We start from the raw sequence: 19526 nt of genomic DNA, 5'->3' as shown, positions 1-19526 counted from the left end.
CGCCAGACCGGGCGGGCCGGATCCCTATGCCACTACACTTGACGACATCATGCAACTCCCCGGCTGGCAACAGAGGGCGCCAGGTAGCAACCAATGGGGCAAGAGAAAGGGAGGGGCACAGGATGACAGCAACCGGCAGGAGCCACGAGATGATGACAACCGCAAAGAACAGGATCTGCCTCTGGTATGACGGGGATGCCGAGGAGGCGGCACGGTTTTACGCAAGCCTCTTCCCCGACTCTGCCGTCGATGCCGTGCACCGCGCCCCGGCCGACTACCCCGCCGGCAAGCGGGGGGACGTACTGACTGTCGAGTTCAGGGTGATGGGGATCCCCTGCCTCGGCCTCAACGGCGGCCCCGGGGTCAGCCACAACTGGGCCTTCTCGTTTCAAGTCGCAACGACGACCCAGGCCGAGACGGATCTCTACTGGCACGCCATCATCGAGAACGGCGGCCAGGCGAGCGAGTGCGGCTGGTGCCAGGACAGGTGGGGCATCTCCTGGCAGATCACCCCCCTGGCCCTCACCGAGGCGATCAGCGATCCCGACCCCGAGGCTGCCAAGCGCGCCTTCGAAGCCATGATGCAGATGGGCAAGATTGATATCGCCGCCATCGAGGCGGCACGCCGCGGCTGATCACGAGATCGAGGGCGCCAGAAACGACAAGGCCACCCGCAGGGGTGGCCTTGTACTTATGGGCTGTCAGCCCTTTCGGGCGCCACGATTACTTGGCGTAATCCGCGGTCGGGATGCAGGAGCAGAACACCGCCGTAAACGTCGTCGATGCGGTTGACCGACGGCCACAGCTTGGCGGCGCGCACGGCGTCGGACGGGAAGACGACTTTGGCGCGGTTGTAGCCACGGTTCCACTAGCCGTCTGTCAGGTCAACTTGGCTCTCAGCACTCAGTTACCGCGATAGGTTGAGAAGCCGTAAGGGCTGAGCAGCAACGGAATATGGTAATGTGGCACGCTACCATCGGCTTCAAAAATCACCGGCACCTCTGGAAAGAAGGTGGCCGTTGTGTGCTGCTTAAACCAGTCACCGGTCTTAAAAGTCACGCGATAAGTGCCTTTCTCCAGCTCTTTACCTGCTGGATACAGTTCAGTAATACGCCCCTGCTCATTGGTAGATCCGCTGTTTAGCGTGTTCCAAGTCTCACCGTTCTTCTTTTCCAAGGTGACGCTAACCCCTGGTGACGGCAAGCCATCTTGCAGGTTAAGCACGTGGACACTCAGCGGATTGGCTGCAGCCAGAGCAACTGTCGATATGCTGCACAAAGCAGCACCGGCGATCAGGGTTTTCAGAATGTTCATCATATTCTCCAAGTTATTTGAGGGTAGGTAACACGTGTGAGATTGCTTGCTGCGCACAACCTTCATCGAACTGAGCGCCACCAGCGCCAGCAACACCGATAGCGCCAATGACCTGATCGCCCACTTTTAGCGGAACACCGCCGCCTAGCAGCAATAACTCTGCAACTGTGTTGAGGTTTGCCGCGTCAGGATTACTGCGTGACCGTTCAGCTAACAGGCCGGTGGCCGTTTTCGTTGATAAAGCAGTGAACGCTTTACGCTGGGCTGCCAACGTATTGTGCGGTCCGACGTTGTCATCCCGCTGCAGTGCCACCAGATGACCGCCACGATCGACCACTGCTGCAACGCCGGTGCGCCCCTCTGCGTGGCAGGCAGCCAACGTCGCTTGCACCAACTGATTGGCCATCGACAAGGTCACATCTGAGCGTTGGGCAACTAGCGGGGTTTCCGCCCACACCACGCTGGAGCTCAGTGCCAACACCATGGCTGATAAGGCGTAATTTTTTCGGATAAGCATCAATCCTCCCATTGGACGCTCCCTTGAGCGGTTCTTCGCCATAGTGCATAAACGTGGCGCTCAGACTGATTGCCTTGAGATGACAAATTTGTAATGGGACGTTCGACGATATAGCTCTAAAGTAGAGGGCTGTGATGGGAGGGGATGATGCGGATATTGATTGTGGAAGATGAGGTGAAAACAGCAGATTACCTGTGCAAAGGGCTGAGCGAATCGGGCTTCTTGGTTGAGGTGGCATTGAATGGCCTCGATGGCCAACATCTGGTACAGGAAAGTGAATTTGACCTGATCATCCTTGACGTCATGCTGCCCAAGCTGGACGGTTGGCAGCTATTACAGATCATTCGGCGCAAATGGCAGACGCCGGTACTGTTTTTAACCGCTCGTGATGCTATCGAAGATAGGGTCAAGGGGTTGGAGCTCGGGGCCGATGATTATCTGGTAAAACCCTTTTCTTACGCCGAGTTGCTTGCCCGAATACGGACACTGCTACGGCGCGGCCCACCGCGTGAAGCCGAACGTTATCAGATCGCCGATTTGCATCTGGACCTGCTCACACGCAAGGTCACTCGTAATGGCGAACGCTTAACCCTGACCAACAAGGAGTTTGCGTTACTGCATCTCTTGCTCAGTCGTGAAGGTGAAGTGTTGTCACGAACCTTGATCGCCTCACATGTCTGACAGATGAATTTTGATAGCGACACCAATGTGGTTGATGTGGCAATTCGTCGCTTGCGGGCCAAGGTCGATGATCCTTACTCAAGCAAGTTGATTCACACCATCCGTGGCATTGGCTACAGGCTGGATGTTCAACCATGAGCTGGTGGCCACGCACATTGAGCCTTCGCCTGGCGATGATGTTCGCCTTGGTTAGCGTGCTGTTGCTCGGGGCGGTGGGATTTTATTTATATCAATCACTGCAACGTGAGCTTGTCTGGCGCGATGATCAAGCATTGCTAGGCCGCCTGGAGCGGATGCAGGCACTGATCCATGACAGTGCCAGTATCGATACCCTACGCACTCGCCCCCAGCTTTACGACAGCATGTTGGGCAATCGGGACAGCCTGCTCTGGATTGTCGATGACCATGACCAATTACAGATCGATATTAATCCGCTTGCCCTGCCACGTCCCATCTTGCCTGCAGCACCAGAACCGAGGCTGTCAGATAGTTCGCAGACCCCATTATTGCGTCTGGCCTGGTTGGATGTGGTCACGGCGCAACACCGCCTGACCTTGATTACGGGCAAATACCTCGGTGAACGCGAACAGATGCTCAACGCCTATCGGCTAAAAGTGCTAGCAGCGTTGGCCATCGGCGCCTTGCTAGCCTTTTTACTCGGCTGGTTGGTCAGCCTGCGCGGCTTGAAACCAGTTCGTCAACTGGCGATGCATGCTGCCGCCATTGATGTACAGCACCTGCATCTGCGCTTGTCTGAGTTTGAAGAGTTGAACGAACTGAGTGCACTCAGTCGTGCGCTGAATCAAATGCTTACACGCTTGGAACAGGGCTTCACTCAGCTATCACGTTTTTCCGAAGATCTGGCCCACGAGATGCGCACCCCGCTCAGTAATTTGACAGGGCAAACCCAGCAAGCACTGAGCCGTGACCGCTCAATAGCGGAGTATCAGAATCTGCTGGTATCGAACCAAGAAGAGTACGAACGCTTGGCCCGGATGGTCGACAGCATGTTGTTCTTGGCTCGTACCGAGCAGCCCAACAAAACGCTGCGACATGAGACGATGGCACTCCACAGCCTGGTGGAGCAACTGTGTGAATATTTCGAGGGAATGGGACAAGAGCGAGGGATTACGCTAGTAGTAATGCCTTTTGGCCACGGCGATCATGTACCTCGATATACAGATAGGTCACCTGTGTTCTGTTAATAACAAACTCGTTGCCATGGTGATCCGTATAACCACCATGTTCTATCGTCTGTGGGATCTGCCTGCAAATCTGCTTTACCATCGTGGACTTTCCACGTCCACTCAGCCCCAGCAGTAACAGGCTGTATTGAACTGACAACTCCAGTTCCAATACATGCGCAGCCTTCCACGGTTCAGCCTTATCACGATCAATCGCAGCTAATATCCGACGAACATCAGCCCCAACCGGATTGCGTCGAATATATCCGGCCTCGATCATCCGCCGCATCTGGTCGTATAAACGGTATGCCTCATCTGGAGATGTATAAACCGTCGCCAGTTGGTCAATGGCTGTACGGATAAAATATGAATGTAGCGATTCATCTACCCCGCCCAGATCTAAATCATAGTGAAAAGGGATCTCACAGTTCGCATAAAACTGTGTCGAAGAGAGTGGCAGACCTAACCCCTCAATATAGGGATTACCACGATAATTCACATTGGGGTGTACAAAGTATTTCGGTTCCGCCATGGTTATTTTTCCTGAACTGTGAATATTGTTGGATCAGTGAGATCTTGCGCTGGTACCGACTTCGCTTGAACATGAGGTATATTTGACTGAGCAATAGGAGCCAAATCAGTAACAATGGCCATCACTTCTTGGTGGCGCTGTAACTGGCCCTCTAGACGTTTGTGGGTCTTCATGCCTGGTTGTATACTTTTGGCAATGGATTTTTTTAGTCCACGATTTTCCTGACGAATCAAGTCATCACATTCACGCAGGTCCATTTCTAATTCTGCCCGCGCGTTAAATCGCTTTTCATCCAGTTCTGCCAATTGATTTTTAACGAGTTCCAAGCGGTGTATGACATTCGCCCAAATCTGATTGCGGTATGCCTCACTGCGATCCGTCAGTTCTAATTGATAAACCTCATCACTGTCATCAGCTTTGCACCACACCTGATTGGTACAAGTATCTATATATCTAACCTGTATTTTATAGCGGCCAAAATTTTTAGCCTGATCCAGCCACTGCATCTGCACAATGTGATTACTGCTGTAGTAAAGGCCCCTGAAAAATATCCCCTCAGCCCGCACCGTCGCCTCGGCCTCGGGCAACAGAGCAAAACGGAGACGATCTACCGCAACAGGAGCCACCATTACCGAATTTTCCAGCCCCCAATTCCAGACATCACGTGGAGTAAATCCCACCCCGTCACGTGACATCTCGAAATTATGTGAGCTCACCCGTTGGCGATTATTGTTTGAGTAAATAATGATAATAATCAGTCGCTTCATGAATTGCTCATAGGTTAGCAAAGGGCGACGAGATGCATGTTGATCCTCCATATGTGGGTATTTAACAACCTTACCTGCCTCAAATGGAATTGCTAGAGTCTGAATGATATCGAAGTTTTTTTCGATTGTTCCCTTCATGTCACCACGGTGATACGCATTAAAATTTCCAACAGTGACACCAATGAGCCCACGTAACAGACTGGAAATATTTTTATCTGTATTCTCAGAACCCCGGTCAAATGTCAACTCGCGGCATGGCAGTTGACAGGGCCAGTCCGCTTCTGTGATATTCACGCCATACCGCTGACAGAAGGCAACTTTACTGTTCATCGCATTAAATAATGCCTGACTGGCTCCATGCCAGCATGGCGATTCGAAACCAACATGCAAGCCGACAATCATGCCACTAAGAGTATCGATGACAAAATATATTACTGGCCGACCGGTACTCAACAATTCGTCCTTACTGTAAGGATATCGAATATAAACATCAGCAACAGTACTATCGATTTCATAACGTGATGTGGGTCCACGTAGGCCTGCACGAGCGAGTCCTGGTTTGCCTGCATGGTCACGGGCATAATTGATGGCGCCAACTCGCTTTTTTAAGAAGGTTAGGTTACTCACAAATTTTTTCAGATGCATTTTGAAACTTCTGGGTGAAATAAGCTGCATTCTGGGGAATATAATGCGTGTTGGTTCTGCAATGTCGCAATCCTCGGCACCCGTTGGACGTATCTCAACTGATGCGTATTTCATACAATAATCCAGATGCAACTCAGAAAATTTAACACCCACACCCGACCGAATGGTTTTAGAAAATTGCTCAATTTGTTTAATATCTTGTTGAGTTACGCCACGGTATGGAGTGCCATAGCGAGTTTCAGGTCCAGACTTTGATTTAATACAAACTGTCCCCTCCCGTATCACTGGCTCTATGGGCAACTGATTGTTTTTACCACATTTGAAATAATGGGGTAATAGTGAATTTTTAATACCACCAAAATAGAAATAACGATTTAATCGACTGGCAATATATTTTTTGCTCAGGCCAGAAGATTCAATGAGTTTCTGCAAAATCCCGCGCTTGTCACCAAAAAGATAGCGGTGCAGCAATTCTGGTTCCTTCAACAGGGGTCTGATGGCCTCAAGAGCTTTATCGCGAGCCTTAATCCAGCCTGGATCCAGCTGTGTATCTGGCGTCAAGAGAATTTTCGGAAAATCATGATCGACAATTTTTTGATACCCACTACGAATAGCAGCTTCTATTTCAGTAATCGATACAACAAAGGGGCGCAAGGGAACCTTAGCCAACAAATCGCTTACGGCCAAAAGGCCGGTATCCCAGCATATGGCAACAATCAATAATTCTGATTTTTCGTCAGTATTTGAAACCAGTTTTTGGTTAATCCGCATAATCCACCTCAACATATGGCACTGGCTTGTATAATTCTAGTCGTTGTGTCAGGTCGACTTTCAGTCGATTGATATAAACAGCATGTTGAAAAACTGATAACACCTGTATATCAGATAGGTTCAATTCCTGAGCCACATGCTGGATCAGCATTAGCAATGTACTGGATGGTAAAATATTAAGATGGTGTTTGATTCGGCCATACACGATGCTGTAAACATCCGAAGAGCTCTGAATAAACTCAGGCTTATCGAAACATTCACGCATAAATATTACATTGTAAATATAGTCTTCGTTGAAATTATTTTCTGTTATCAGCACATGATCGACATTTAGAGTACGCCAATATTCAAGGGCAATTTTCTCTTTTGCTCGTGTTCGATTAACGACTCGGGGATTGGTGATCGCAGGATCCAGTGCATCGGAGTATTTATAGCTGTACGCTGTCAATCGCGCGTTGTCACTATCGGATTGCCTCAACACTAAAAAATCCTGAGTCATGGTTTTGGCTGGAATACGACCACCATGATTGCCCCTCTCTTTGTAATTACCTGGATGGACAATGTTCAGAGAGGCAGAAATTTCTAGAGTTTTATGCAGGGGAAGCGGGTACTGTTCCAGAATATCGATAACCGTTGGGTCATGTTCGAAGTGAAAAAATGGGAGTCGCTCACCACGGCTGAGCAGATGGTGCTCACGTTTGGTCTTGTGACTATACACAATCTGACCCTGCCCATAGGTATGGGACTGTCGCACTGTGACCCAGGGCCGATACCCCCGAGCTTGGATGTCTCGGTTGTATCGCTCTATTTTGGCGATTTCTGCATCTGTGATAATTGGCTGCTTAACCATCTTTTGCTTCATGACCGCTCCTATCTGACTTGCATACAACCTAGTCAGCAGGCAGGGGATCGTCAACAACACGAATGAACGTAAGGTGTTGTTTTTGCTTATTTATTTTTTTAAATATTAACTAGTAATGCTGCTGTGGTGAAAACTCCACACGTATTGAATTATTGTATTTTTCATTTAAAAACAAAAACTTACTTATATGCGCATAAATACACACAACAGTGCATATTTATTTTTATAAATAATAAGTACAAGTTTTTTATTCCAATTTAGATATAAGAGGGCAGCTGATATAGAGCATGATTCTGAGGCTATCGATTGTTCTGCACAGAAAAAATGGCCTTTTCGGCCATGAGAGGGATCCTTTGAGGATCAGTAGGCGACATCAGTACTAAAGAAACAGCCCAGCAAGGGTACCCTGCCGGGCTGTGGGAGTGACTGACGATCAGATAACTTACGCCAACAATCGAGCCGCCATCCCATCCAATCGCTCTTTGGTCTTTTCCCAACCCGGCATCACCTGGCTCATCAGCCGGTAAAAGTGCTCGCTGTGGTTGTGCTCGGCGATGTGGCAGAGCTCGTGCAGGATGACGTAATCAATGCTCTCGCTGGACGCTTTGACGAGGTGCGGGTTAAGCGTGATCCGGCCATGGGGGGAACAACTCCCCCACTGGGTCTGCATAGTCAGGATACGCAGCGGCGGACGACCGGTAATCCAGATGGCTTGATCCAGCATGGCGTTGAGGCGTCTGGCAAACACCTCTTTGGCACGGGCCTTGTACCAGTCTGCCAGCAGCTCACGGACTTTCTCGGCGCTACGTTGTCGAACCGACACCTCCAGTTTGCCGCGCAGCAGCTTTACCCCCTGCATTGCATCAGGTGCCTCTATCACCTTGAGCAAGTACTGTTTGCCAAGGTAATAGTGGCTTTCACCGCTGATGTACTGGCGTGGGGTGACATGCTCCAACTGCTCACGAAAATCGCGTAACTGCTCGTAGATCCAGCGTCCGCGCTGCTTAACCGCCGAGAGCACAGCATCGTTGTCTGCCTCAAGCGGCGCAGAGACGACGACACGGCAATCGGGATGTACCTTGATCAACACCTTGCCGCAGGCCTGTGGCCGCTCTACCCGCTCGAAGGCGATCAACTCATCGCCGTAGCGAAAGTGAAAAGATGGAGCTGGAGCCTGGGCCTGAGCATCACCTTTAGCCCGAATAGGCACATTCATTCCGATCAGACTCCACTCAAGCCGACGCGGGTGATCTGCACCACCATCTCGACGATCTTCTTGGCCTGCTCCATGCCGCTGCCGATGGCCTTGCACTCCTGGAACATGCGCGGAAGCAACTGCTTGCGGATGCCTGCTTCGATGTTCTGCGGGTTGATGGAGTGCTCAGCCACCGAGGCATCCACGATAGTGTCTATCTCGAAGGCCAGCGCTATCCATTTGTCCTGTACTTGGCTGTCGGTGATGGCAAACACCTCCGGCAGCACCTTCTTGAACACCCCAAAGTAGGCTTGCGCATGGCGATGACCGGCAAAGGCATCGGGCATGTCACTCAGACGACGATCCTGCACCTGCTCTTCGAACTCACGAAACAGCATGTACTGCTTGAGCGGGTGATCGAAGAGCTTCTCCGCCTCCTCGATGGCCTGGCGCAGCAGCTTGGAGAAGGCTTCCTGGGCGTAAGGGTCGTCGCGTAGCTCCTGCTCAATCATACGGGTGACCCGAGTCTTGATGATATCGGTCTCGTTGCGGGTCTTGTTCTCGTTCCACTCTTCTGGCTGCTGCTGGCCCATCTTGCCGACTTCATAGACGCCACCCGGCTCTTTGACCTCTACACCGACCACATGCTTATCCAGCAGCTTCTTCACCTGCTCGGCATATTCGTCGTAGTCCACCTTCTCACCTGCATCCAGCTGCACCAGTTGGCGCAGGCTGGAGAGCTGTTTCACCGTCTCCTTGTAGTGACGGCGATCCGCCTCGCTAAAGGCGCTGTCCTCGAAGAAAGAGGCCGACTGCAACGCCACTTTCAGGCAACTGGCAAACGCCGTGATCGCCTCGTAGAAGTCTTCTCGCACCTTGAGGTTCACATCCACCAGTTCGCCGTCCAGATCCTCCATCTTGGGCACCAGCACTTGGCGCAGTTGCTCGATATCCTGCTTGTTCTTCACCCCGGCGAAGATACCCCACAGGGTCTGGTAGAGCTGCGGCAAGCGCTTGTACTCGGTGCCCATCTGGTTGTAGAGACCTTTGAGGTCGTCAACGTCATAGCCGCCCTGGGTGCGAGAAGCGAGATCCTGGTACTTGCCGATGGTGATATCCAGCTCGGATAAGATGCCCCGATAGTCGATAAGCAGACCAAATTTCTTCTTCGGGTGCAGCCGGTTGACCCGCGCAATCGCCTGGATCAGGTTGTGCTCTTTCAACGGCTTGTCGATATAAAGCACGGTGTTCTTTGGCTCATCGAAGCCGGTCAGCAACTTGTCTACCACGATCAGCAGCTTGAGGTCGTCATCCTGGTCGAAACGGCTCACGACCTGTTTGCTGTACTCCTGCTCATCCTGAGTGCCGACATTATCCTTCCACCACTGGGTGACCAGCGGCGTGGTCGATTCATCCACCTCGGTGTTGCCTTCACGGCTGTCGGGTGGGCTCATCACCACCGCCGATTCGAATTTTCCCACCTCGTCGAGGTACTTTTTATAAAGCACCGCCGAGGCCTTGCTGTCACAGGCCAGCTGGCCCTTGAGCCCCTCGTCGATGTTGGTGGCGAAGTGGTTGGCAATATCGAACGCGATGAGCTTAATCCGGTCTTCCGCGCTGTAAATCTCGCCCTTGCGGGCAAATTTGCGTTTCAGATCGGCCTGCTGCTGCTCGCTTAACCCCTGGGTGATGCGCTCAAACCAGCTGTCGATGGCCCGCTCGTTCACCTCCAGATCGGGGATGCGCTCCTCATAGAGCAGCGGCGTCACCGTCTTGTCCTCGACCGCCCGCTGCATGGTGTAGGCATGGACGATGGGGCCGAACTTGTTGGTGGTCTTGTCATCCTTGAGCAAGGGCGTGCCGGTAAAGGCGACGAAGGCGGCGTTGGGCAGCGCCTGTTTCATGCGGATATGATTCTCGCCCCCCTGGCTGCGGTGACCCTCATCGATCAGCACGATGAGATCCGGGCTCTTGTTGATGCACTCCGGCAGCTTGGTGGCGGTATTGAACTTCTGAATAAGCGAGAAGATGATGCGCTCGCTGCCCTTGCCGATCTGCTGCGCAAGCCGCTTGCCCGAGGTGGCCATGGCCGCCTCTTTGTCTTTCTTGCCAGCGAGCTCACCGCTGGAGGCAAAGGTCTTGCTGAGCTGGCTCTCCAGATCCACCCGGTCGGTCACCACCAGAATGCGGCACTGTTTCAAACTTTCGTGCAGGATCAGCGCCTTGCTGAGGAACACCATAGTGAACGACTTGCCCGAGCCGGTGGTGTGCCAGATCACCCCGCCCTCACGCCCGCCACCCGCATTTTTAAGGTTGATACGCTCGATCAACCGCTTGATGCCAAACACCTGCTGGTAGCGGGCCACGATCTTGCCCGCCTTCTTGTCAAACAGGGTGAACAGGCGGGTCATCTCCAACAGCCGGTCAGGTGAAAGCAGGCTTACCAACAGCCGATCCTGCTCGCTGACGGCCAGCTCCCTGGCGACCAAGGACTGATACCAGTCCAGATCGGCGGCGGGCCTATGGCTAAACAGGGCTGAAATCTGCTCGGGCAAGAGAGGCTTATTTTTGATAGCCGTCATAGCACCATCGCCGATGTCCTCCTCGCGCCAAGCGGCCCAGAACTTCTCCGGCGTGCCGCAGGTGCCGTATCGCCCCTCGATACCGTTGATGGAGAGCAGCAACTGGCTATAGGCAAACAGCAGCGGGATCTCGTCAGGCCGCTGGTTGCGCAGGCTCTGGGAGATCCCCTCCTTGATGGTTGGGCCTTTTTTGGTATGGCCATCCGGGCGCTTGGCCTCAATCACCACCAAGGGCAAGCCATTGACGAAGCAGACGATATCCGGGCGGCGCGATTCAATCCCGCCAGAACGAGTAACTCTGAATTCTTCGGTAAAGGTGAAGCGGTTGTTGTGTGGGTTATGCCAGTCGATCAGCGGGATGGTGGGGCTGACCTTCTTGCCATCGACAAACTCGGTGACCGACATGCCGTAGAGCAGGTGGTTATAGAGCCGCTCGTTGGCCGCTTGCAAACCTTCATTCAGGGCCGGACTGCACAGCTCGCTCACCAGATTGTCCACCGACTTGGGCGACAGCGGATGGGTTTTGCCCGCAAACACAAAGGTGCGCTCGGCCAACACCGAACGCAGGATCTGGCGCAGCACCACCTGATCGGGCTTGTTATCCCGCGCAGCCAGCGCCTCTTCGGGGGAGAGGAAAGTCCAGCCCAACTGGGTCAGCAGCGTCAGGGCCGGGATCTTGGCGCTGTACTCTTCTTGAAATTTCGGCAGGGCTTTCATACCGGGAGTACCTCGAACTTGTTGTCAATTTTCTGCTGAAAGCCGATCAGCTCATGAATAGTGCTCGTCGTCGGGTTGTATACCCACTCATGATCAAAGAGACTCTTTAGCCTCTGAACCATATAGGCAGAGCCGACCACCAGGGAGTAAAAGCGATTACCTTCACCACGCTGTTTCTCGATATTTGCCAAGGTAGCCGGTGGCAGATCAGCCATGATGAAGTCAGAAATGATCAGCAGGTCAGCCTTTTGATAGGTCTCTGCTGCCATGGTTTTCAATGCATGACCAAGGGCTGGCGCAGCATCAGTACCACCATGAAATGACATTTTCAGAAAGCCGATTATCGCAGCAAGGCCCCATTTTCCGGTCAACTCCAGCGTCTCGATACTCGTCGAAAAGTTAATCAGATAACAGGGGCGTTGCTCCTCTCTCGCTTTGGTCGCCAGAAACAGTGTCATCGCTTTGGCGATTGTCTCAGGCGCCCCGTTCATTGAGCCACTGGTATCAACGCAGAGGATCATGGGGCCGCGCTTATCCTCCTCGTTGACCTGTCTGTCCTCTTCTCTTGCAACATGCAGGTGTTGAGTCTGAATGCCTGCCATATCGAAGCTCATCAGTCGTGACTCGACGAATTTCAGATCAAACAGCAGCGCTGTCTCTGCATCTGCCAGCAGGGCTTTCTCGCTGGGCAATACATACTCCAGATCTCGCCCCAACCGAATACCCACAATCTCCTCTCGGGAATTGATATCAGGCAGATAGACATCCAGGGCGTGGTTGATTTTCACTCGCTCGATCTTCTCGGACAATTCAATCTGCCGGATCTTGCCGAGCAAGTCGCATAGCGCGTGCAACCCCTTGTCGTTTGCCAGATAGCTGGCCCAATGCTGGAACTGGACCAGATCCTGAGTAGCGAGGTGGCCACTGGAGAGATCAACTAATAGCCCCGGATCCAGCCCCAACCCTTCAAGTAACGGTTGCAACTGCTGCAACAGCTTGAGCATGGTCTCCAATCGTTCCATTAACTGGCGGCGCAATTGCTCGATCTTGGTCAGCTCCCAGCCAGTGCGGGCTTTATCCAGCACTTTTAGCCATTCAGCACCCAGCAGTTGGCAACTGATAGCCTTATCCTCTTTCGGCACATCCGCGTTCTGATCGAAAGTCTCTACAACCTGCTTTTGCCAAAACGGCGGATCGGCTGGATGCTGGCTGGCTTTACAGAGCGCGAGAAAATCTTTCACAGCCCCTTGAAAAGAGGCCTTGGATATCTCGCCAACCGCATTTTCTCTTAGCCAATGGTTCAACTTGTGGGCATGCTCAGCGAATGGACATTCGTTGGCCAACATTGCCTGGGCATCGCTCTTCCACCCCTCGACATACTGCGTGACCTGACTGGCCAGCGAGTCAGAGTGCTCCAGCAGCCCGGCATAGCTGTCGTGGAGCTCTCTTTGGATGAAAAGCGCAGCACTCTCCACTTGGCTTATTTGCATAAGGCTTCCAGCCGTTCGCAATCTTTGATACGCAGTTTGAGCCGATCTATCTGCTCGACAACGCCATCGATAGCCAGCGCCCGCTGCTTGGCGGGTACGAAAATGGATGCCAGTTTTTTCTCATAGCCTTGGCGCTGGGTTTCTATCTTGTCCAGAGTGGCTATAAGCTGCTCTCTGGTTTTTGCCACTGACGCAGCCAATGAGGTGATAAGCCGTTTGTTGACATGAGGTTTTTTATCGCCTTTATGGAAAAGAACTTCTGGTTTGAAATTATAATTATTGTAGCGATTTGATATTCGGCAGCTACCTTGCCCATCAAATTTGCAGTAGACACCACTAATTTCGTTACCATGTTGGTCTACCGGATGAAACTCATTATCTTTCTTAAGGTTCCCCGATGAAATAAATATGGAAGACTTAACCCTAGTGTTGTTAAATGGATTTTCTACTTCGAAAAAACCCTCCCCATTTATTGTCTCCGTATCGTAAACATCAGTGAAGTGGAAAAGTTCGTTATTTATTTCTTTATCCAAAGCTTCTTTTTCTGCATCAATTTGCGCAAGATTTACGCCACTGTCAAAACCGGTATCCTTGACTGCCTGCTCGACGATTTCGTTGACGGCAATGCGGTTATCTTCACGGGTCCACAAACAGTGCCGCAATAGCAAGGCATCGCTATGGTTGGTTTCGCTGCGGCAATTAAAGAGCGCGGCAGCCTTCATCAGCTGTACCGCACGCTGCCAGCGGCGGTCGGAAACATAGACCTTCAATTCGTCATATCTGGTGGAGAGTTCACCGCGGATCAGGTGAATAATGGTCAGTGTTTCAGGTGACAAGCGCACCTCATGCAGCTTCTCACGCCATTCAGCCCACTCATAGGCGTTCACAATAAGCGAGTCATCAACCCGGATCACCGCCTCGGTCGGTTTGCACGCCAGCAATCGTTCAAAATTATCAGACTGCGCGATAGGCCCGACCATCAGGCGGATGATAAAGCGATCGTACAGCGCCTCCAGCCCCTGACTGGCATCGGGCGTTTCATTCGATGCTGCCACCAGCGCTTTAAGCGGGGCCTGCTCGATCTGTTCACCGTTGCGAAAAGTGTGCTCATTGATGAGTGTCAGCAGGGTATTGAGGATCGCCGGGCTCGATTTCCATATCTCGTCCAGAAACGCGAAATCAGCTTGGGGCAGATAATGCTCGGTTTTACGAACATACCGATCCTCTTTGAGCGCCTTTATCGAGATGGGGCCAAAGACCTCCTCAGGGGTACTGAACCGGTTCATCAGGTACTCGAAGTAGGCAGGATTGGCAAAGGCACAGGTGATGCGACGGGAGATCAGGCTTTTGGCCGTGCCGGGTGGGCCGTAAAGAAAGGTATTCTGACCACATAAGGCACCAAGTAGCGCCACCGAGATCACCTCTTCCCGCTCGAACATTCCTTCACATACCGCTTTTACCAGCAGTTCCATCCGTTGCTGTAATTTCATGTTTATCCCTAACTGATTGTTTATTTTATTTAAATTTTTTCTGGCAATACGGATGCTGCCAATGCTCGCCATTCGCCGTGGCCGTCATGCTCCCTGAGGTGACGGCCACGGGCGAGAGCCAAATCAGTGCAGACAGCACTGCTTGAACTTCTTGCCGCTGCCACAGGGGCATGACTCATTGCGCCCGACCTTGGCGGCCGCTCTGACCGGCGTTGTTGCTGGTGCTGCTACAGGTGCCGTATTCGGCCCCCGCTGTGCCAGAAAATGAGCGTGTAGCCGCAAGGCGGCGGGGCCGACCTCGGCCACGCTCTGCTGATGTTCTTCGAGGGAGAGGCTGGCAAGCTGCGGGGCTTGGTCCTCGTTGCCATGCAGGCGAATGACTTCGAGCCAGGTATCCAGATCTTCGGGCAGGGTCGGCCAGTTGCCGAGTGCCACCCCGCGCAGATAGCCGAAACACCACTCCTCGGCGATCTCGACCGGGGGCTGGGCATAGGAATTGATCATCAGCAGTGGCTCGAAATGTTCTGGCTGATAGCATAGGGTGTGGGCCAGCAGATTCATATGACCGAGGATCAGCTCAATGGCTCGCTTCATCTCTCGATCCGATTGCCACTTTGGCTCAACACCACCGCCCCACAACGTCGGCCACCAACGGCTTATCGGCACGAGTTCGGAACCGGTGACGATGGCGGTCAGAAAGCCGTCCAGTTCCGACAGCGTCAGCACCGAATCATCATCGCCATAATCCAGCAGTCGCTGCTCCAGCCACTCGGTCTCGCTCTCGGTCAGGGGATGAATGGTGATTTTTTTCATGCCGCCACCTCTACCTTGACCCGACGCTTGCCGGTCAGCAGTTGTTGCATCAGGGCTTGCTTCTCCTGCTTTAGAGCATCGAGATTCTTTTGCAGAGCATTGATTTCCTGAGCAGCGGTGGAGAGTACAGTGGCAATTTTTTGTTGCTCGTCTATTGGTGGCAACATAAATGGAAAGCCGCACAAAGCATCGAATCCAACAGAATCACGTACAGATCCCTGCGTACTTCCTACAATTCGTTGCCTAGGGAAGGTGCGAATAAGCGGGGAAATTCTTCTCGGCTGACTCAGTCATTTCATTTTTTCAGTTTGAGCCGATCTTTTCTCCCGTAAATGCCTTGAATCAGCCTATTTAGACCGTTTCTTCGCCATTTAAGGCGTTATTCCCAGTTTTTAGTGAGATCTCTCCCACTGACGTATCATTTGGTCCGCCCGAAACAGGTTGGCCAGCGTGAATAACATCGCCAGTTGGTTATCGTTTTTCAGCAACCCCTTGTATCTGGCTTTCACGAAGCCGAACTGTCGCTTGATGATGCGAAATGGGTGCTCCACCTTGGCCCGGATGCTGGCTTTCATGTATTCGATGTTGATGGCCGTTTTGTTCTTGCGTGGATGCTGTTTCAAGGTTCTTACCTTGCCGGGGCGCTCGGCGATCAGCCAGTCCACATCCACCTCAGCCAGCTCCTCGCGCTGTGGCGCCCCTTGGTAGCCGGCATCGGCTGAGACAAATTGCTCCTCTCCATGCAGCAGATTACCCAGCTGATTGAGGTCATGCTCGTTGGCAGCGGTGGTGACTAGGCTGTGGGTCAGGCCACTCTTGGCATCGACACCAATGTGGGCCTTCATGCCAAAGTGCCACTGATTGCCTTTCTTGGTCTGATGCATCTGCGGATCGCGTTGCTGCTCTTTGTTCTTGGTCGAGCTGGGTGCCTCAATGATGGTGGCATCGACCAAGGTGCCTTGAGTCATCATGACGCCTGCTTCGGCCAGCCAGCGATTGATGGTCTTGAACAATTGGCGGGCCAGTTGATGCTGCTCCAGCAGGTGGCGGAAATTCATGATGGTGGTGCGGTCCGGCAAGGCGCTATCCAGGGATAACCGCGCAAACAGACGCATGGAGGCGATTTCGTACAGAGCATCTTCCATCGCGCCATCGCTCAGGTTGTACCAATGCTGCATGCAGTGAATGCGCAGCATGGTTTCCAGCGGATAGGGCCGACGACCATTACCGGCTTTGGGATAAAACGGCTCGATGACTTCCACCATGTTTTGCCATGGCAGAATCTGCTCCATGCGGGACAAGAAAATCTCTTTTCTGGTCTGACGGCGCTTACTGCTGAATTCACTGTCGGCGAAGGTAAGTTGATGACTCATGATGAACCCTGTTCCATGGCTCCAGATGACAAACATGATCTCATATCAGGGACTTGTTCGCACCTTCCCTAGCCTCGTTGGAACTCATCCAATTCAGAAAATAATCACTATTAAGAAGTTTTTCGTCAACGCTGAATACCACATAAATTGGACTCAGCAGACCTTCTGCATAATTATCTAGGCGAGCAAATGAACCAACATTCAAGCGTGAAGGGTTATAGCCAAATTGACCCATTTTCACTACTTTATAGTTGCTAACATCATCACTAGCTACGCGCTTTGAGAACTGTTCTTCCGGTAAAACAAAGCCACTGTGATTTGTAACGCTTAGAACCCTTGCAATAGAGTTGTTCTTGTTACGCGCCTTTTCTTCACATAATAACGCCTTTAAACGAACATCCTTCCACTTCCCACTAAATCTCACACCGTTGTTATCCAGCAGGTGCTTTTTGCCGGTAAGAAGTTGCTGCATCAGGACCATTTTGTGCTGCTGGCTATTGGCAAGTAGTTGCTCGATGGTGATGATCGCCTTATCCCAAGTGGAGAGGATTTTGGCGATTTTCTTTTGTTCGTGATAGGGAGGTATTGGCGCTACAAGTTCATGCACCTGTTTTGCAGACAAATTTGCTTGTTTAGTACCACCAGGGAATGAATATAAGCGTGAAAGAATTATTTCACTTCGCAGCAAATTGAGAAGATAGCCAGCACTTGTTTGTTTATTAGGAACAAACTTCATCACTCGCTGATTCAATAGTGAATCAGGTGCATCCAATGGTATTTCTACTGTAAATCCATAGTCTCGCTTCCCCATAGTACCCGTCATAGACATGACCAGATCACCAGGTTTCACCAGGTTTCACCAGAAATCTTGCATAGTCATCCTTGAATGACTCAGGAAGATATTCTGGATTTCGTTCAAAATCTAAAGTGTTTTGATATAAATTACCCATCCTTAGCAAGGGAATACCCGCTGGAGTAAAGTCACTACTTTTAAACGCGAACCCCATAACGGTATCTGCTAAGTCACTTAATGTACCGATCGTCCATCCCTTAGGCACCATAGCCGAGCTCCTCCAGATACTTGGCCATCTCAGTTTCCAGCTCGGTCAGCTGGGCTTTCAGTTGCTCCCGTTCGGCGCGCACCGCCAGCAGATCGATCTCCTCTTCCTCCTCGAAGGTATCCACATAGCGGGGAATATTGAGGTTGTAGTCGTTGTCCTTTATCTCTTGCAGCGAAGCGAGGTAGGCGTATTTATCGACATTGTCGCCATTGCGGTAGGTAGCAACGATGCGAGCAATGTTCTCTTCGGTCAGCAGGTTCTGGTTCTTGCCCGCCTTGAAGTCGCGGCTGGCGTCGATAAACAGCACGTTGTCGTCCAGCTTCTCCTTCTTGAAAATCAGGATGGCGGCGGGGATACCGGTGCCGTAGAACAGCTTTTCCGGCAGGCCGATCACCGCATCGAGCAGGTTTTCGTCGATCAGTTGCTGGCGGATTTTGCCCTCGCTGGACCCCCTGAACAGTACGCCGTGGGGCACCACGACCCCCATGCGACCGCTCTTGGGTTTTAGCGTCTCGATCATATGGAGAATAAAGGCGTAATCGCCCTTAGTCTTGGGCGGAATCCCGCGTTTGAAGCGGCCGAACTTATCGTGCTCGGCCTCGTCATGACCCCATTTGTCCAGGCTAAACGGCGGGTTAGCGGTGACGATATCGAAGCGCAGCAGGTTGCCGTTGCCATCGAGCAGCTTGGGGTTGCGGATGGTGTCGCCCCATTCGATCTTGTGGTTGTCTTCCCCGTGCAGAAACATGTTCATCTTGGCCAGCGACCAGGTGGAGCCGATGGCCTCCTGCCCGTAGAGGGCGTAGTGCTTCTGACCGTGGGCTTGCACCACCTTGCGACCGCACTTCATCAGCAGTGACCCCGAGCCACAGGCCGGATCGCAGATGGTGTCGCCCGGCAGCGGCTCCAGCAGCTCGGCGATGAGATCGGAGACCTCGGGCGGGGTGTAGAACTCGCCCGCCTTCTGGCCACCGCTGGCGGCGAAGTTCTTGATGAGGTACTCGTAGGCGTTGCCGATCACATCCAGGGTGCCGACCCGGCTGGGCTTGAGGTTGAGCTCGTCCTTGGCGAAGTCTTCCAAGAGGTGGCGCAGTATGGTGTTCTTCTGCTTCTCTTCGCCGAGCCGGTCGGTGTTGAAGCTGATGTCCTGGAACACGCTCTTGCCCGCGTCTTTGAGCTTGGTGCCGTTGGATTCTTCGATGGCGTGCAGGGCCTGGTCTATCCGCTCGCCGTTGCCCGGCTCGTGGCGACGCTCAAACAGTCTGTAGAAGCTGGCCTGTTTGGGCAGCACGAAGCGCTCGTTCTTCATCATCTCTTCTATTAGCTCGGGCTCGTCACCATACTCGGCCTTGTAGCCGTCGTAGTGATCCTGCCAGACATCGGAGATGTATTTCAGGAACAACATGGTGAGCACGAAGTCTTTATAGGTATCGGCGCTGATGGTACCCCGGAAGGTATCGCAAGCGGACCAGAGTGCTTTATTGATGTCGTCCTGGCTTATCGGGTCGGTCATGAATCGTTATTCCTTGAGT

General features: G+C 52.4%; 17 protein-coding genes and 1 pseudogene. 3 read left to right on the top strand and 15 right to left on the bottom strand.

The genetic code is table 11. The annotated features are described in order from the left end of the window. The first annotated feature begins 149 nt into the window (after positions 1 to 149). A complete protein-coding gene (locus KI797_RS08295; protein ID WP_226172533.1) occupies positions 150 to 635 on the top strand; it encodes a VOC family protein in 486 nt (161 codons plus the stop codon). 268 nt (positions 636 to 903) lie between these two features. Here KI797_RS08295 and uraH read toward each other — a convergent pair whose 3' ends face one another. Both uraH and KI797_RS08285 read right to left on the bottom strand, forming a co-directional pair. Then, on the bottom strand, positions 904 to 1317 hold the full coding sequence (gene uraH / locus KI797_RS08290; RefSeq protein WP_226172530.1) for a hydroxyisourate hydrolase: 414 nt from the start codon (positions 1315 to 1317) through the stop codon (positions 904 to 906). Positions 1318 to 1327: 10 nt separating this feature from the next. After that, entirely contained in the window at positions 1328 to 1843 is a 516-nt protein-coding gene (locus KI797_RS08285) for a GlcG/HbpS family heme-binding protein (protein WP_226172526.1), read from the bottom strand. A gap of 132 nt (positions 1844 to 1975) precedes the next feature. Between KI797_RS08285 and KI797_RS08280 the strand changes: the two are divergent. Continuing rightward, positions 1976 to 2650, top strand: a pseudogene (locus KI797_RS08280) (heavy metal response regulator transcription factor). After that, positions 2647 to 3717 (top strand): histidine kinase dimerization/phospho-acceptor domain-containing protein, encoded by a 1071-nt coding sequence (locus tag KI797_RS08275; protein WP_226172521.1) that lies wholly within the window; start codon positions 2647 to 2649, stop codon positions 3715 to 3717. Before KI797_RS08280 ends, KI797_RS08275 begins: the two are co-directional and overlap by 4 nt. On the opposite strand, the gene KI797_RS08270 is transcribed toward KI797_RS08275, so the two are convergent. From KI797_RS08270 to KI797_RS08210, 13 genes are all read right to left on the bottom strand, one after another. Beyond that, positions 3641 to 4228, bottom strand: a complete 588-nt coding sequence (locus tag KI797_RS08270) for a hypothetical protein (protein WP_226172518.1) — start codon at positions 4226 to 4228, stop codon at positions 3641 to 3643. The two genes, KI797_RS08275 and KI797_RS08270, sit on opposite strands and share 77 nt — an antisense overlap. 2 nt (positions 4229 to 4230) lie before the next feature. Then, positions 4231 to 6411: a transposase gene (locus tag KI797_RS08265; RefSeq protein WP_226172515.1), complete on the bottom strand. Its 2181-nt coding sequence runs from the start codon at positions 6409 to 6411 to the stop codon at positions 4231 to 4233. Then, entirely contained in the window at positions 6401 to 7273 is an 873-nt protein-coding gene (locus KI797_RS08260; protein ID WP_226172512.1) for a TnsA endonuclease N-terminal domain-containing protein, read from the bottom strand. Before KI797_RS08260 ends, KI797_RS08265 begins: the two co-directional genes overlap by 11 nt. A 442-nt stretch (positions 7274 to 7715) precedes the next feature. Beyond that, complete coding sequence (locus KI797_RS08255) at positions 7716 to 8489, bottom strand: M48 family metallopeptidase (protein WP_226172509.1); 774 nt, start codon at positions 8487 to 8489, stop codon at positions 7716 to 7718. 5 nt (positions 8490 to 8494) lie between these two features. Further along, complete coding sequence (locus KI797_RS08250) at positions 8495 to 11767, bottom strand: type I restriction endonuclease subunit R (RefSeq protein ID WP_226172506.1); 3273 nt, start codon at positions 11765 to 11767, stop codon at positions 8495 to 8497. Continuing rightward, positions 11764 to 13257 carry a VWA domain-containing protein gene (locus KI797_RS08245; protein WP_226172503.1) on the bottom strand — a complete coding sequence of 498 codons (1494 nt, stop codon included), beginning with the start codon at positions 13255 to 13257 and terminating at the stop codon, positions 11764 to 11766. Before KI797_RS08245 ends, KI797_RS08250 begins: the two co-directional genes overlap by 4 nt. Then, the gene (locus KI797_RS08240) at positions 13248 to 14747 is read right to left on the bottom strand and encodes an AAA family ATPase (protein ID WP_226172501.1); all 1500 of its coding nucleotides are present in this window, start codon (positions 14745 to 14747) and stop codon (positions 13248 to 13250) included. The genes KI797_RS08245 and KI797_RS08240 overlap by 10 nt, the downstream gene beginning before the upstream one ends. A gap of 123 nt (positions 14748 to 14870) precedes the next feature. Then, positions 14871 to 15560, bottom strand: coding sequence for a UPF0149 family protein (locus KI797_RS08235; RefSeq protein ID WP_226172499.1), 690 nt, complete (start codon positions 15558 to 15560; stop codon positions 14871 to 14873). Then, positions 15557 to 15796 (bottom strand): restriction endonuclease subunit S, encoded by a 240-nt coding sequence (locus tag KI797_RS08230; protein WP_226173051.1) that lies wholly within the window; start codon positions 15794 to 15796, stop codon positions 15557 to 15559. The genes KI797_RS08235 and KI797_RS08230 overlap by 4 nt, the downstream gene beginning before the upstream one ends. Before the next feature lie 156 nt (positions 15797 to 15952). Further along, entirely contained in the window at positions 15953 to 16933 is a 981-nt protein-coding gene (locus KI797_RS08225) for an IS5-like element IS5 family transposase (RefSeq protein ID WP_026141915.1), read from the bottom strand. Positions 16934 to 16973: 40 nt separating this feature from the next. Next, positions 16974 to 17744: a restriction endonuclease subunit S gene (locus KI797_RS08220; protein WP_319003258.1), complete on the bottom strand. Its 771-nt coding sequence runs from the start codon at positions 17742 to 17744 to the stop codon at positions 16974 to 16976. A 25-nt stretch (positions 17745 to 17769) separates the two neighbouring features. After that, positions 17770 to 17994: a restriction endonuclease subunit S domain-containing protein gene (locus KI797_RS08215; protein ID WP_226172494.1), complete on the bottom strand. Its 225-nt coding sequence runs from the start codon at positions 17992 to 17994 to the stop codon at positions 17770 to 17772. After that, positions 17984 to 19507 (bottom strand): type I restriction-modification system subunit M, encoded by a 1524-nt coding sequence (locus KI797_RS08210; RefSeq protein WP_226172492.1) that lies wholly within the window; start codon positions 19505 to 19507, stop codon positions 17984 to 17986. Before KI797_RS08210 ends, KI797_RS08215 begins: the two co-directional genes overlap by 11 nt. Positions 19508 to 19526 lie beyond the last annotated feature (19 nt).

Source organism: Aeromonas media, from assembly GCF_020423125.1.
GTDB lineage: Bacteria > Pseudomonadota > Gammaproteobacteria > Enterobacterales > Aeromonadaceae > Aeromonas > Aeromonas media.
This window is presented reverse-complemented; position numbering and strand designations above follow the sequence as displayed.

Coding starts and splice junctions, on each gene's coding strand:
- KI797_RS08210 (WP_226172492.1), bottom strand. CDS start 19,507: ATGACCGACCCGATAAGCCAGGACGACATCAATAAAGCACTCTGGTCC.
- KI797_RS08270 (WP_226172518.1), bottom strand. CDS start 4,228: ATGGCGGAACCGAAATACTTTGTACACCCCAATGTGAATTATCGTGGT.
- KI797_RS08215 (WP_226172494.1), bottom strand. CDS start 17,994: ATGGTGCCTAAGGGATGGACGATCGGTACATTAAGTGACTTAGCAGAT.
- KI797_RS08245 (WP_226172503.1), bottom strand. CDS start 13,257: ATGCAAATAAGCCAAGTGGAGAGTGCTGCGCTTTTCATCCAAAGAGAG.
- KI797_RS08220 (WP_319003258.1), bottom strand. CDS start 17,744: ATGGGGAAGCGAGACTATGGATTTACAGTAGAAATACCATTGGATGCA.
- KI797_RS08250 (WP_226172506.1), bottom strand. CDS start 11,767: ATGAAAGCCCTGCCGAAATTTCAAGAAGAGTACAGCGCCAAGATCCCG.
- KI797_RS08295 (WP_226172533.1), top strand. CDS start 150: ATGATGACAACCGCAAAGAACAGGATCTGCCTCTGGTATGACGGGGAT.
- KI797_RS08235 (WP_226172499.1), bottom strand. CDS start 15,560: ATGAAAAAAATCACCATTCATCCCCTGACCGAGAGCGAGACCGAGTGG.
- KI797_RS08275 (WP_226172521.1), top strand. CDS start 2,647: ATGAGCTGGTGGCCACGCACATTGAGCCTTCGCCTGGCGATGATGTTC.
- KI797_RS08255 (WP_226172509.1), bottom strand. CDS start 8,489: ATGAATGTGCCTATTCGGGCTAAAGGTGATGCTCAGGCCCAGGCTCCA.
- KI797_RS08260 (WP_226172512.1), bottom strand. CDS start 7,273: ATGAAGCAAAAGATGGTTAAGCAGCCAATTATCACAGATGCAGAAATC.
- uraH (WP_226172530.1), bottom strand. CDS start 1,317: ATGATGAACATTCTGAAAACCCTGATCGCCGGTGCTGCTTTGTGCAGC.
- KI797_RS08225 (WP_026141915.1), bottom strand. CDS start 16,933: ATGAGTCATCAACTTACCTTCGCCGACAGTGAATTCAGCAGTAAGCGC.
- KI797_RS08265 (WP_226172515.1), bottom strand. CDS start 6,411: ATGCGGATTAACCAAAAACTGGTTTCAAATACTGACGAAAAATCAGAA.
- KI797_RS08285 (WP_226172526.1), bottom strand. CDS start 1,843: ATGGGAGGATTGATGCTTATCCGAAAAAATTACGCCTTATCAGCCATG.
- KI797_RS08240 (WP_226172501.1), bottom strand. CDS start 14,747: ATGAAATTACAGCAACGGATGGAACTGCTGGTAAAAGCGGTATGTGAA.